We start from the raw sequence: 12,847 nt of genomic DNA, 5'->3' as shown, positions 1-12,847 counted from the left end.
GTCGTTCACAAGGTCGCGGCCTGATCTCTAGACGATATTGAAGATCGCCAGCGCCAGCACGGCCTGCGCGAGGAAGCCGACGGTGAAGGCGAGGGTGCGGAACACCGGAATTCCGAGCGCATAGACGATGGTGTGCGCGACACGAGCCCAGAAATAGACGGCGCAGGCGAGCACGGTCCATTTCGTGGAATAATCGATCGCGTTCAGGATCAGAACCAGCGGGGCGAAGACGATGAGGTTCTCGACCGCGTTGTCATGCGCGAACATCAGCCGGTTCGCCCACTCCGCCTGCGGCTTGTCGCCGCGCGAGGGGTTGGCCATGGCACCGCTCAACCCGCGAACCTGGCAGCGGTTGATGGTGTAGGGAATCCAGAGGATCCCGGTCAGGATCACCGTCAGTGTCAGCCAGAACAATTCGCGCGTCATAGTCCGGTTCCCTCAGTCGTCGCGGTGCTGCAAGCGAGCTTATACAAGCGCGGGAGATTCCGCTATGCGCGAACCCTGACATAGCTGCCGGGCGCATCCTCGATCGGTGGGAATGCATCGCTGCCGACCGCACGCGCCGGGACTTCCTCGGGATCGAGTTCGCCCAGCCATTGGCGCCAGTCCGGCCACCACGAGCCCTTGTGCTCCACGGCGCCCTTCATCCACTGTGCGATACTGACGTCCTTGACGTTGTCGTTGGTCCAGTACTGGTACTTGTTCGAGGCGGGCGGATTGACCACGCCGGCGATGTGGCCCGAGCCGGACAGCACATACTTCACCGGCCCGCCGAAGAATTGCGAGCCGTACAACACCGATTCGGCCGGCGCGATGTGGTCCTCGCGGGTGGCGAGATTGTAGATGGGCACCTTCACCTTGGAGAGGTCGAGCAGGGTGTTGTCGAGCACCATCGTGCCGGTGGAGAGCCGGTTCTCCAGATAGCAATTGCGCAAGTAATAGGAATGGTTGGCTGCGGTCATCCGTGTCGCGTCCGAGTTCCAGTGCAACAGGTCGAACGCGCTGGGCTGCTGGCCCTTCAGATAGTTGCTGACGACATAAGACCAGATCAGGTCGTTGGAGCGCAGCATGTTGAAGGCCATCGCCATCTTCGAGCCTTCGAGCACGCCGGCGGCCTTCATGTCCTGCTCGAGCGCCGAGATCTGCTCCTCGTCGACGAACACGAGGAGATCGCCGGCATGGGTGAAGTCGATCTGGGCGGCGAAGAACGTCGCGGACGACACGCGCTGGCGGCGCTTCTCGGCGAGCCAGGCGAGCGTGGTCGCGAGCATGGTGCCGCCGACGCAATAGCCGGCGGTATGCACCTTCATCTCGCCGGTGACCTTCTCGATCACGTCCATCGCCGTGAGCGGGCCCTCCTTCATGTAGGCTTCCCAGCTCTTGTTGCCGAGCCGCTTGTCGGGATTGACCCATGAGATCACGAACACGGTGATGCCCTGATCGACGCACCACTTGATGTAGGATTTCTCCGGCTTCAGATCGAGGATGTAGAACTTGTTGATCCAGGGCGGCACGATCAGGAGCGGCGTGCGCAGCACCGTCTCCGTGGTCGGAGCGTACTGGATCAGCTGCATGATCTCGTTCTGGTAGATCACCTTGCCCGGCGTCGTTGCCATGTTGACGCCGACGACGAGATTGTCCGGATCGGACTGGCGGATCTTCAGCATGCCCTTGCCGGCCGCGATGTCCTCGGCCAGCATCTTCAAGCCGCGCGCGAGGTTCTCGCCGCTGCTCGCCACCGTCTCGCGCAGCACCTCCGGATTGGTCAGCACGAAGTTGGACGGCGACAATGCGTTGATGACCTGCTGGACGTAGAACTCCGCCTTGCGGCGGGTCTGCGGATCGAGCCCTTCGGCATCGCGCACCAGCTCCTGCGCCCATTTGGTCGTGAGCAGATAGAGCTGCATGACGAAGTCGAAGAACTGGTTCGACTTCCATTCCGGATCGGCAAAGCGCTTGTCGCGCGGCGAGGGCGTGATCGCGGGCTGGGCGTCCTGACCGGCCATGCGGCGCACCGCCGAGCCCCAGAGGTCGAGATAGTCCTTCGCGAGCTTGGTCTGCAGATCGGAGGAGCGCGAGGTGTCCGACAGCCAGTATTCGGCGACCGACGTGAAGGTCCTGACGACCTCGGCAAGCTCGGCCGGCGGGCGGTCCTGCACCTCGCCGCTCTCGCGCGGCTTGAGATAGGCGGCGAGCGCCTTGCCGCCGCTCTCCATCGCCCGCGCGACATTCATCGCGAAGGCTTCCGCGTCGAACTTCGTCCCGGGTTTCGGCGTGTCGGTTGTGGCCATGCTCATGGGCAGAACAGTAACGATTCATTCCGTATTCGTCACCGCGAAGCTCGCATGTTTGACGTTAAACACTCTCGAAGATGTGTTGCACTGCGACAAATCTTCTTGGTTCCGTCACAATCGAGCCGCACCGCTCGTCTTGTTGGGCAGGGGGCTATTTTCGCTCGTACCATTCGGGCAGCAATGGTTTGAGCTTGGGCGCGGTCTTGGGTTAAGGTTGCCCGGGGCCGTGCTTTGGGACGAGTAGGGGATTTCCCAAGTGTTGGCGTTATGGGACCTGCAAAAGACGCGGCCGATCTGCAGCGCGCTGCTGCTCGCGGCGTTCGCCCTCGGCGGATGCTCGAGCCAGCTCGCGGATTTGACGCCGGGGGATGGACAGTCGCATGTCAGGGAGCCCGGCACTTATCTGCCGGTGCATGATCTGCCGCCGGATCGCGATGAGGCGGTCATCCCGCCGGAGCAGCGCGCCAAGATCGAGGCCGAGCTCGCCGCGGCACGCGATCGCCAGGCGGTGGCCGCCAAGGACGCCAAATGAGGCGCAAGGTAATCGCTGGCGCCTCCGCCTCGCCGTGCTAAAAGATTCCGGTTCAGCCAGGAGTCAGGGCGAACGACTTCAGTCCTCGTCGTCGATGATTGCTCTAAGTATTTGATTTTGAGTGATTTTCGCGATGATCATGAGCGCCTTTTGAAATGGCCCTCGTGGCCTGTCGATTCTGTCCTGACCGGTTGCCCGGAGCCCTAGAGAGCCATGGAAGAGTTTTACCGCATCCGCCGCCTGCCGCCTTACGTGTTCGAACAGGTCAACCGGGCCAAGGCAGCCGCGCGGAACGCCGGCGCCGACATCATCGACCTCGGCATGGGCAATCCGGATCTGCCGGCGCCGGCGCATGTGCTGGAGAAGCTGAAGGAGACGCTGGGCAAGCCGCGCACCGACCGCTACTCGGCCTCCCGCGGAATTGCCGGACTGCGCAAGGCCCAGGCCGCCTACTACGCCCGCCGTTTCGGCGTGAAGCTCAATCCCGAAACCCAGGTGGTGGCGACGCTGGGTTCGAAGGAAGGCTTTGCCAATGTGGCGCAGGCGATCACCGCGCCCGGCGACGTCATCCTCTGTCCGAACCCGAGCTATCCGATTCATGCCTTCGGCTTTTTGATGGCGGGCGGTGTGATCCGCTCGGTGCCGTCCGAGCCGACGCCGCAATTCTTCGAGGCGGCGGAGCGGGCGATCGTGCATTCGATTCCAAAGCCGCTGGCGCTGGTCGTGTGCTATCCCTCGAACCCGACCGCCTATGTCGCGAGCCTCGATTTCTACAAGGACCTCGTCGCCTTCGCGAAGAAGCACGAGATCCTGATCCTGTCCGATCTCGCCTATGCCGAGGTCTATTTCGACGAGAACAACCCGCCGCCCTCGGTGCTGCAGGTGCCCGGTGCGATGGACGTCGCCGTCGAATTCACCTCGATGTCGAAGACGTATTCGATGGCCGGCTGGCGCATGGGCTTTGCGGTCGGCAATGAGCGCGTGATCGCAGCGCTCGCCCGCGTCAAATCATACCTCGACTACGGCGCGTTCACGCCGGTCCAGGTCGCCGCGACCGCCGCGCTGAACGGACCGGACGATTGCATCAAGGAGATGCGCGACACCTACCGCAAGCGCCGCGACGCGCTGGTGGAATCGTTCGGCCGCGCCGGCTGGGAGATCCCGGCGCCGGAGGCCTCGATGTTCGCCTGGGTGCCGCTGCCGGAAGCCTTCCGCAGCGTCGGCAGCATGCAGTTCGCGACCCTGTTGGTGGAGAAATCCGGCGTTGCGGTCTCGCCCGGCGTCGGCTTCGGCGAGCATGGTGAAGGATATGTCCGCATCGCCATGGTGGAAAACGAGCAACGGATCAGGCAGGCCGCGCGCGGCGTGCGCCGCTTCCTTGAAAGCGGCATCGAAACGTTGCACAACGTCGTTCCGCTCGCCAATCGGCGTTGAGTTCTCTTCGGCAGGTTTTCTAAGACACCATGGTTGCACCCCTGAAAGTGGGCATAGCGGGGCTCGGCACCGTGGGCGCCGAAGTAGTCCGTTTGATCGAAACGCAGGCGCGCGTGCTCGCGGGCCGCAGCGGCCGCGGCATCCGCGTCGTCGCCGTTACTGCGCGCTCGAAGGCGAAGAGGCGCGGCGTCGACCTGCGCGGCGTCGAATGGGCCAGGGATCCGATGGCGCTGGCCACCCATCCCGAGGTCGACTGCTTCGTCGAGCTGATGGGCGGCGCCGGCGATCCGGCGCTGTCGGCCGTGGAAGCCGCGCTGAGCGCCGGGAAGTCGGTGGTCACCGCCAACAAGGCGCTGCTGGCCAAGCATGGCCTCAAGCTCGCCAAGGCGGCCGAAAAGCACGGCGGCGCGCTGAATTTCGAGGCAGCGGTCGGCGCGGCGATCCCTGTCATCAAGACGCTGCGCGAAGGTCTCGCCGGAACCGGCATCGACCGCGTCTACGGCATCCTCAACGGCACCTGCAACTACATCCTGACCCGGATGGAACAGGAGGGGCTGTCCTTCGCCGAATGCCTCAAGGACGCACAGCGGCTCGGCTATGCCGAGGCCGATCCGTCCTTCGACGTCGATGGCCACGACACCGCGCAGAAGCTCGCCATCCTCGCCAGCCTCGCCTTCGGCACGAAAGTTGCTCAAAGTGCCGTGTATGTCGAAGGCATCTCATCCATCGCGCCGGAAGATCTGCGGGCGGCGGCCGATCTTGGCTACCGCGTCAAGCTGCTCGGCGTTGCGGTCCGCACCGCCAAGGGCATCGAGCAGCGCGTGCATCCGACCATGGTGCCGAAATCATCCTCGATCGCACAGGTGATGGGCGTCACCAATGCGGTCACGATCGATGGCGAGGGCATTCCGCCGATCACGCTGGTCGGTCCCGGCGCCGGGGGGGCTGCGACCGCGTCCGCCGTCGTCGCCGACATCGCCGACGTTGCGCGCGGCATCCGTGCCAATCCGTTCGGCCGGCCAATCTCGCAGCTTCGCGACACCAAGAAGGCGCCGATGGAGCGCCACGAGGGCGGCTATTACATTCGCCTGCTCGCGCGCGATTTCCCCGGCACCGCGGCCGCGATCGCGACGCGACTGGCCGAGCAGAAGATTTCGATCGAGTCGATCGTGCAGCGTCATCCCAATGGCGGCGCTGCGCCGGCTGACGGCAAGGCGGTCCCGGTGCCCGTCATCCTGATCACCTATGCCACACACGAGGATGCCGTGCGCCGTGCGCTCGCCGCCGTGCAGAAGGACAAGGTGATCAGCGGGCGGCCGCAGGTCATCAGGATTGAGAAGAACTGACACGGTTCGAACGAACTGTGGGTGTTACGAGTTGATGCGGACGGAGATTTCCGGCCCAAACGTTTCGAAGGAGTGAGCCGATGTCGACCCATATTGAAGTCCCCCCGCACGCCTTGCTCGAGCGCATTCTCACGCTGGAGATCGTGCGGGTGACGGAGCGGGCGGCGGTGTCGTCGGCGCGGTTGCGCGGGCACGGCAACGAGAAGGCGGCCGACCAGGCCGCCGTGGACGCCATGCGGCGCGAGCTCAACAAGCTGCCGATACAGGGTACCATCGTGATCGGTGAGGGCGAGCGCGATGAGGCGCCGATGCTGTACATCGGCGAGCAGGTCGGCCTCAAGGCCGGACCCGAAGTCGACATCGCCGTCGATCCGCTCGAAGGCACCACGCTGTGCGCCAAGAACATGCCGGGCTCGATCGCCACGATGGCGATGGCCGACGGCGGCACGCTGCTGCACGCGCCCGACGTCTACATGCAGAAGCTCGCGATCGGTCCCGGCTACGACAGGGGCGTCGTCGACCTCGATGCTTCGCCGGCCGACAATGTCCGCCGCCTCGCCAAGGCCAAGGGCGTCAAGCCGGAACATATCACGGTGCTCGTGCTCGACCGGCCGCGCCATGCCGACATCATCGCGGGCGTGCGCTCGACCGGCGCTGCCGTGCGCCTGATCACCGACGGCGACGTCGCCGGCGTGATCCACTGCGCCGACCCCGACAACACCGGCGTCGACATGTATCTTGGGACCGGCGGTGCGCCGGAAGGCGTGCTCGCGGCCGTGGCACTGCGCTGCATCGGCGGCCAGATGCAGTGCCGCCTCATCCTCGATTCCGACGAGAAGCGCGAGCGCGCCGCCAAGATGGGCGTCAACGACCCCAAGATGATCTACGGCATCGAGGACATGGCGCGCGGCGACTGCCTGTTCGCCGCCACCGGCGTCACCACGGGCTCGCTGCTGTCAGGCGTCAAGTTCCGCAAGGACGGCGTGATCGAGACCGAGACGGTGGTGATGCGCTCCGTCACCGGCACCGTGCGCTACATCAAGGCCGAGCACCGCGAGCTGGCCAAGTTCCATTTGGACTAACACTCTCCGTCATTCCAGGGCGACGGGACGCGCAACGCCGGTCCGGAGAGCCCGGAAGCCATCGTGCGGCAGAGTTCGGTGTGAAATGGATTCCGGGTTCTCGCTCCACGCGCCCCCGGAATGACAACGATAAGAAGACGAGGAAGCGTACATGTCCGATCTCTCCGCCGTCAAAGCCCTCGTCTTCGACGTGTTCGGCACCGTCGTCGACTGGCGCACCAGCCTGATCACCGACTTCATGTGGTGGGCGAAAGGCCGCGGCATCACCGCCGACTGGACCGCGCTCGTCGACGGCTGGCGCGGCATGTACATGGCCTCGATGGACGACGTGCGCCAGCATCCCGAGCGCGGCTACGTCATGCTGGATGATCTGCATCGCCGCTCGCTGGAGAAGCTGGTCGAGAAGTTCGCGATCAAAGGTCTGACGGACGCCGATCTCGATTATCTCACCAAGGGCTGGCACCGCCTGCATGCCTGGCCCGACGGCGTCGCCGGCCTTGGCCGGCTCAAGACCAAATTCGTCATCGCGCCGCTCTCGAACGGCAATGTCGCGCTGCTCACCAACATGGCGAAGTTCGCCGGGCTGCCGTGGGACCTCATCCTGTCGGCCGAGCTGTTCGAGCACTACAAGCCCGATCCGGAAACCTATCTCGGCGCCGCGCGGCTGCTTTGCCTCAAGCCGGAGGAGGTGATGATGGTCGCCGCCCACAACGGCGATCTCGCGGCCGCGCAGAAGAACGGGCTCAAGACCGCGTTCGTGGCGCGGCCGACTGAATACGGGCCGTTGCAGAAGGTCGACTTCGAGGCGACCGGCAACTGGGACATCGTCGCGAAGGATTTTGGCGGGATCGCCGACAAATTGGGGTGCTAGGCAGCGCTTCGTAACGATGCGCTGTGGCCTGGCGTCGAGGCGACTGAAAGCCTGGAAGACCATGAGCAAGCCGGTCCCCGAGCGCTATCGACACCTCCGGACATTTGCATTCGGGGACAATTCGGCGCTGGCGGACCAATTGGTCGAACTCGTCATCAAGGGCATCAAGACCGCGACATGCAGTACCGAAGACGAGCCGAACACCTCCACACCCGGTGAGCGCTGGGTCGTGCTCGACGGGCGAGCGGAGCCGCGCTGCGTCATCGAAACCATCGACGTGACATATCGGCGCTTCAACGAGGTCGACGCAGCCTTTGCGCATGAGGAGGGAGAAGGTGACCGGAGCCTGGCCTTTTGGCGCCGCGCCCACCAAGACTATTTCGGCAGGCTCGGACGATATAGCGATGACATGATGCTGATGTGCGAGCGCTTTCGCCTGGTCGAGGTCCTCGGCGATGACCAGCTGGATCGATAGCTACGAAGCTGCGATCAGCAGTTCGGGATTGCTCGGGGAGCTGAGTGGATTCGATCCGCGCGTGGTTGGGACGCTGCCCTTGGGAATTTCGACGCCGACAAGCGACATCGATGTCGTGTGTCAGGTACGCGACGCGGCCGCTTTCGCGGAGCTCGTGTGGCGACAGTACGGCGCCTGTGACGGATTTGCTCTCTACCAATGGCGCTCCAGCGGGCGGCCGGTGGTCGCCCGCTTCGAATGGGGCGGCTGGCCTTTTGAGCTGTTCGGAGATCCGAGACCGGTCGATCAGCAGGAGGGATGGCAGCACTTCGAGATCGAGCGCAGATTGCTGGCTCTCGACGATGGACGCCTGCGGAATGCGGTGGTGGGGCACAGGGGGCGCGGAATGAAGACGGAGCCTGCGTTTGCTGCCGTGCTCGGCATAGCAGGGGACCCCTACTATGGATTGCTTGCATTGGGCCGTGAGAGTGACGCCCAGCTGCGATCGCGCCTCGACCGCTTGTAATAATCACCTCGCCCAGCGAGGGGGCGGTCCGGACGGCGAGCGCCGCCCGGACCTGAACTGATCGCTACAACGTCATCTTCATCGGTTCAGGATAGTAGTGGAATCCGTCACCCGCTTTGGCGACATGGCCGTAGCCGGGCCAGGCGAAATGATAGGACATCACCGGGATCTTGTTGGCCGCAAGCATCGTCAGCAGCTTGACGCGCGACTCCGCCGCCTGCTTCGGATCGGTATCATAGGAGAACTCCATCCGCGGCCGCTCCAGCAGCAGCACCGAATGGTGCGAGAGGTCGCCGAGGAAGGCGAACGACTTTCCCGCCGACGAGACCATGAAGATGGTGTGGCCGACGGTGTGACCGGGCGCGGCGATCGCCTGCACGCCGGGCAGGAATTCCTGGCCGTCCCTAAAGAACACGATGCGGTCGCGCACCGGCAGCAGGTTCTTGCGGGCGTGAACGACGAAGTCCTTGGCCGCGCTGCCGAGCTTGCCCTCGTCGGTCCAGAAGTCGAAATCGGTCTGCGAGATGTAGACTTGCGCGTTCGGAAACAGCGGCTTGCCGCCTTCGTCGACGATGCCGCCGATGTGGTCGATATGGGCGTGCGAGCAGACGACAGCGTCGATGTCGCCCGGCTTGATGCCGGCCTCGGTCATGCTCTTCTGCTGCCGGCCGGTGCTGGCGCCGAACATCTTCGAGCTGCCCATGCCGGTATCGAACAGGATGAGCTTGTCGCCGGTGTTCACGATCGGCGAGTTCTGCTCCAGCACGACATTGTCCGGCGACAGGAAATTGTCGGCGAGCATCTTCTTCACCTCTTCCTTGGGAACGCCGGTGAAGGTCCCCGAGGGGTCGCCGAGCGGCAGCGGTCCGTCGGATACGACCGTCACCTCGGCATCGCCGAGAATGAAGCGGTGCCAGTACGGCGTCTGGGTGCCCAGCTTGGGCGCTCGCGCCATCGCGCTGCTGCCGAGCAAGGCGCTGGCGCCGAGGCCGGCCCCGAGTGCGAGCAGGGACCGACGAGAGACATCGATTGTCATGCATTTCCTCCGCTTTAGTCTTTTGTCTTGCTTATCTTGCGCAATTGTCTGCGCGTTGCGACGGCCTGGAGCCGACCGCACGATGCTGCGCTGGTTTGGACAAGCTAGCAAGTGGAATTGGTTGGGAGATAATCGCTGCTCGTCCAGGTTGGTATGGCAATTCCGGCGCATGGCATGCACGCCGTCGCCAACGTTCTTGCCGTCAGAACGGTTCAGCTGATCTGGTGTAGCGCAATCAAGGTTTGTGTCGCGATTGTGTCTGCTGGTCGCCTGGCCGGCGCGATCGCGGGAAAGAGTCTGACTGCCGGCCGGCGAATGCCTTCAACGCGAATGTGGCCTTTGTGGCTGCGTCGCAACGATGCTGGCTTCGAAGCAGCAAGGCCGCCTGTTGGCCCCGTGCTACTTCGCGATCGGCGTCGTCAGCTCCTTGTCGGTCGTATCCACCACGAAGACGGCAAGCAGCTTCGCGGGCTCGCTATCGCTGGCATTGGCGCTGACGGCGTGGCGGTCGCCGGGCTTCTCAAAGAAGTTCTCTCCCTTGTGAAAGACCTTGGCCGGGCCATCATTAACCTGACTGCGGATCGCTCCTTCGAGGACCGTGGCATAGATGAAGGCGGACGGCGCGTGAATGTGGGCCGGCGAGGAGCCTCCGGGGCCGTACTCGACCAGCACGCCCTTCATGCTCTTGCCGGGAACATTTGGCAGCGCCTGGTCAAAGACGATCGTGACCTTGGCCAAGGGGGTGGTCGAGGGGGCAGCGGTCTCGGTTGCATCGGCCGCCAGGAGAGATGCGGCATAAACCGCGGTTGCGATCAGCAATCTGCGCATGGGATTTCCCCTTCTTTGCCATTTCCATCGTGATTGAGTCTGGCGGAGCTTCACAGGCTCGCGAGCCATGTTGCGAGCGGCGTTGTCCCCAGCCGCGCCTCGCCGAGCGGGGTTAGCGACTTATCGTCAATGAGGGCGCCGTAATAGGGCGCCTTCGGATCCCCCACCACTGGGCGGACATCGCCCGATGCCTTCAGGCGCCGTGCGATGAATTCGTTGAAGGGGGCCTTCTCAGGGCCGGCGATATCGATCGTGCCGTTGAGCGGCTTGCCCGTTGCGACCTCTGCGAGGCGAGCGACGACGTCGTCGGCCGCGATTGGCTGAAACCGGGCCGTGGGAACGACGATCTTGCCGTCGATCACCCCTGTTTCGGCGATGGCCCCGAGAAATTCGAAGAACTGGGTGGCGCGCACGATCGAGTAGGGGACCGAGGCGGACTTGATGATGGTTTCCTGCGCCAGCTTGGCACGGAAATAGGCGTTGTCGGGCGCGCGGTCGGTACCGACGATAGAGAGCGCCACGTGATGTTTCACGTCTGCTGCGGCCTCCGCCGCGCCGAGATTCGTGCTCGACCGCTGGAAGAACTCGAGCACGGCTGCCGGCTCCCAGGACGGCGCGTTGGCGACATCGACGACGACATCCGCGCCTGCCAGCGCCGCGGCAAGGCCTTCGCCGGTCACGGCGTTCACGCCTGATTTCGGCGAGGCTGCCACCGCCTCGTGGCCCTGCTGTTTGAGCTTCGCGACGAGTTTCGATCCGATCAAGCCGGTTCCGCCGATCACGACGATCTTCATGGCATGTCTCCTCGGTATGTCGGAGCGCGAGACGAACCAGGGGAGCTCGCGCTGTCACGTCGATCGACGTGATGCGAAGCGACTCTATGCGAGCCATGGCGCAGGCTCTTGCCTGTAACGGGCGAGCCTTGCCGGAAAATGCTTCAGAAGCTGGGCTGCGATATCACAAGATCGCAGCGGAAGGGATCAGTCCCTCGTGCCGTGCACACAACCTGCGATGATCACAGATTGCCAGTGTTTTGCTCGACATGTCAAAGCGTTTTGACGGAGGCAAGACGGCGGGGAAGCCCTTGAGAAACACCAATGAAAACAACCCTCGGGCTACTGTGCATGGGGTTGTTTCCAGGATTTGATCGGGCAGGCGAGAACGATCGGTCTCGCGAGCCGCCGCTGTTCGCCTCAGGCCCCGCAGACGATCACGCCATACCAGCCGAGGCCCCGATAGGTCTCGTAGCCGGGCGTCGCATGGAAGGCGACCATCGTGCCGGAGCGGTCCTGATAGAAGCCGGAACGCTGGCCATCCAGCGACAGCGAGATGCGCTCGCTGAGGATGCCCTGGCCGTCGGAGGCCGCGATCACGCGAAAATTCGAGTCGACCAGCAGCACGCGGGCCTTGTCGCTGTCGCCGACGCGCACGCCCTGGACGATGGCGCGGGCCTGCGGCTCCCAGTCGAAATGGATGGCGAGCACGCCGATCGGCGCGCCATTGGCCTGGCCGCCGTCGCGGACGCTGGCGCAATAGGTCGCGACCTGCGCGTTGCCGAGCAGCGGCTGGTTCTCGACGTCGCCGGCGACATAGTCGTCGCCGGTGCGCAAGGACCGCGCCTCGCGAAACCATCTGGTATGGGCGACGTTCTGACCGACGACGCGAAAGCGGTCGGCGCGGCCGTTGGCGATGACGTTGCCGTCGAGATCGCAGAGCCAGAGGTCGAGATAGACCGTGTAGGCCCCGAGGATCACGCCGAGGCGCTGCGAGGCATGGGAGACGGCCGCAGCGCCAGGCGAGGCCGCGCAATCGACCACGGCGGAATCGGTCGCCCACCAGCGCACGTCGCAGGTCCGTTCGTAGAGATTGCGGTCGATCAGCTCGATGGCGTTGAGCGACAGGTCGACCATGCGCTCGCCGCGCGAACGCTGGCTCATGCGCTCGATCGAGGAGACGAGATCGCCGGTGCGTTTCGTCAATTGGGTTTCGAGCTCGCGCGCGATGGTCTCGACCTGCTGGCCGACGCCGCGCACCTCCTGCGCCACCACCGCAAAGCCCGCGCCTTGTGCGCCTGCGCGCGAGCTCTCGATCAGCGCGTTCAACGCCAGCATTTTCATCTGATTGGTGATCTGCTGGATCGACTTGGTCTTGTCGATCGCGATCTGGTTGACCTCGGCAGTGAGGCGGTTGATCAGCGCGGAGATGTCGGAATCATCGTCCGTAGCTTCGGGGGCAATCGGCTTGGCTTTCAGACCCAGCGCAGCAGACATCGGGGAGCTTCCCTTGGCAATGAGGCCTGATCTGCAATGAACGGGGAACAACGACTTACAGATCGAATACGATTCTTTTTCGAAGATTCCGCCTAACGCCTGCTTAATTTGCTATTCGGCGGAATGCCTAAATGGTAGTCACCCCGGCCGGCCGAGCGGCCATCCACCGCTTTG

General features: G+C 64.1%; 13 protein-coding genes. 7 read left to right on the top strand and 6 right to left on the bottom strand.

Features of this window, described 5'->3' with window-relative positions:
• Positions 1 to 27: 27 nt before the first annotated feature.
• Entirely contained in the window at positions 28 to 426 is a 399-nt protein-coding gene (locus XH96_RS21285) for an MAPEG family protein (protein ID WP_194387521.1), read from the bottom strand.
• A gap of 62 nt (positions 427 to 488) precedes the next feature.
• Positions 489 to 2,297 (bottom strand): alpha/beta hydrolase, encoded by a 1,809-nt coding sequence (locus XH96_RS21280; RefSeq protein WP_194387520.1) that lies wholly within the window; start codon positions 2,295 to 2,297, stop codon positions 489 to 491.
• A gap of 253 nt (positions 2,298 to 2,550) precedes the next feature.
• Between XH96_RS21280 and XH96_RS21275 the strand changes: the two genes are divergently transcribed.
• From XH96_RS21275 to XH96_RS21245, 7 genes are all read left to right on the top strand, one after another.
• Positions 2,551 to 2,826 carry a hypothetical protein gene (locus tag XH96_RS21275; protein WP_194387519.1) on the top strand — a complete coding sequence of 92 codons (276 nt, stop codon included), beginning with the start codon at positions 2,551 to 2,553 and terminating at the stop codon, positions 2,824 to 2,826.
• 213 nt (positions 2,827 to 3,039) lie between these two features.
• Entirely contained in the window at positions 3,040 to 4,260 is a 1,221-nt protein-coding gene (locus XH96_RS21270) for an LL-diaminopimelate aminotransferase (RefSeq protein ID WP_194387518.1), read from the top strand.
• Positions 4,261 to 4,289: 29 nt separating this feature from the next.
• The gene (locus XH96_RS21265; RefSeq protein ID WP_194387517.1) at positions 4,290 to 5,606 is read left to right on the top strand and encodes a homoserine dehydrogenase; all 1,317 of its coding nucleotides are present in this window, start codon (positions 4,290 to 4,292) and stop codon (positions 5,604 to 5,606) included.
• 80 nt (positions 5,607 to 5,686) lie between these two features.
• Positions 5,687 to 6,688 carry a class II fructose-bisphosphatase gene (gene glpX, locus XH96_RS21260; protein WP_194387516.1) on the top strand — a complete coding sequence of 334 codons (1,002 nt, stop codon included), beginning with the start codon at positions 5,687 to 5,689 and terminating at the stop codon, positions 6,686 to 6,688.
• Between the two features lie 151 nt (positions 6,689 to 6,839).
• Complete coding sequence (locus tag XH96_RS21255; protein ID WP_194387515.1) at positions 6,840 to 7,559, top strand: haloacid dehalogenase type II; 720 nt, start codon at positions 6,840 to 6,842, stop codon at positions 7,557 to 7,559.
• 61 nt (positions 7,560 to 7,620) lie between these two features.
• On the top strand, positions 7,621 to 8,034 hold the full coding sequence (locus XH96_RS21250) for an ASCH domain-containing protein (RefSeq protein WP_194387514.1): 414 nt from the start codon (positions 7,621 to 7,623) through the stop codon (positions 8,032 to 8,034).
• Positions 8,015 to 8,539 (top strand): DUF4269 domain-containing protein, encoded by a 525-nt coding sequence (locus XH96_RS21245; RefSeq protein ID WP_194387513.1) that lies wholly within the window; start codon positions 8,015 to 8,017, stop codon positions 8,537 to 8,539. The genes XH96_RS21250 and XH96_RS21245 overlap by 20 nt, the downstream gene beginning before the upstream one ends.
• A 64-nt stretch (positions 8,540 to 8,603) precedes the next feature.
• On the opposite strand, the gene XH96_RS21240 is transcribed toward XH96_RS21245, so the two are convergent.
• The 4 genes from XH96_RS21240 to XH96_RS21225 form a co-directional block, all read right to left on the bottom strand.
• Complete coding sequence (locus tag XH96_RS21240) at positions 8,604 to 9,575, bottom strand: MBL fold metallo-hydrolase (RefSeq protein ID WP_194387512.1); 972 nt, start codon at positions 9,573 to 9,575, stop codon at positions 8,604 to 8,606.
• Between the two features lie 399 nt (positions 9,576 to 9,974).
• A complete protein-coding gene (locus XH96_RS21235; RefSeq protein ID WP_194387511.1) occupies positions 9,975 to 10,403 on the bottom strand; it encodes a cupin domain-containing protein in 429 nt (142 codons plus the stop codon).
• A gap of 50 nt (positions 10,404 to 10,453) precedes the next feature.
• Positions 10,454 to 11,197: an SDR family oxidoreductase gene (locus XH96_RS21230; RefSeq protein ID WP_194387510.1), complete on the bottom strand. Its 744-nt coding sequence runs from the start codon at positions 11,195 to 11,197 to the stop codon at positions 10,454 to 10,456.
• A gap of 399 nt (positions 11,198 to 11,596) precedes the next feature.
• The gene (locus XH96_RS21225) at positions 11,597 to 12,673 is read right to left on the bottom strand and encodes a methyl-accepting chemotaxis protein (RefSeq protein ID WP_194387509.1); all 1,077 of its coding nucleotides are present in this window, start codon (positions 12,671 to 12,673) and stop codon (positions 11,597 to 11,599) included.
• Between the last annotated feature and the right edge of the window lie 174 nt (positions 12,674 to 12,847).

Source organism: Bradyrhizobium sp. CCBAU 51765 (genome assembly GCF_015291725.1).
Taxonomy (GTDB): domain Bacteria; phylum Pseudomonadota; class Alphaproteobacteria; order Rhizobiales; family Xanthobacteraceae; genus Bradyrhizobium; species Bradyrhizobium liaoningense.
The sequence above is the reverse complement of the archived record's forward strand: the minus strand, read 5'-3'. Positions and strand labels throughout refer to the sequence as shown.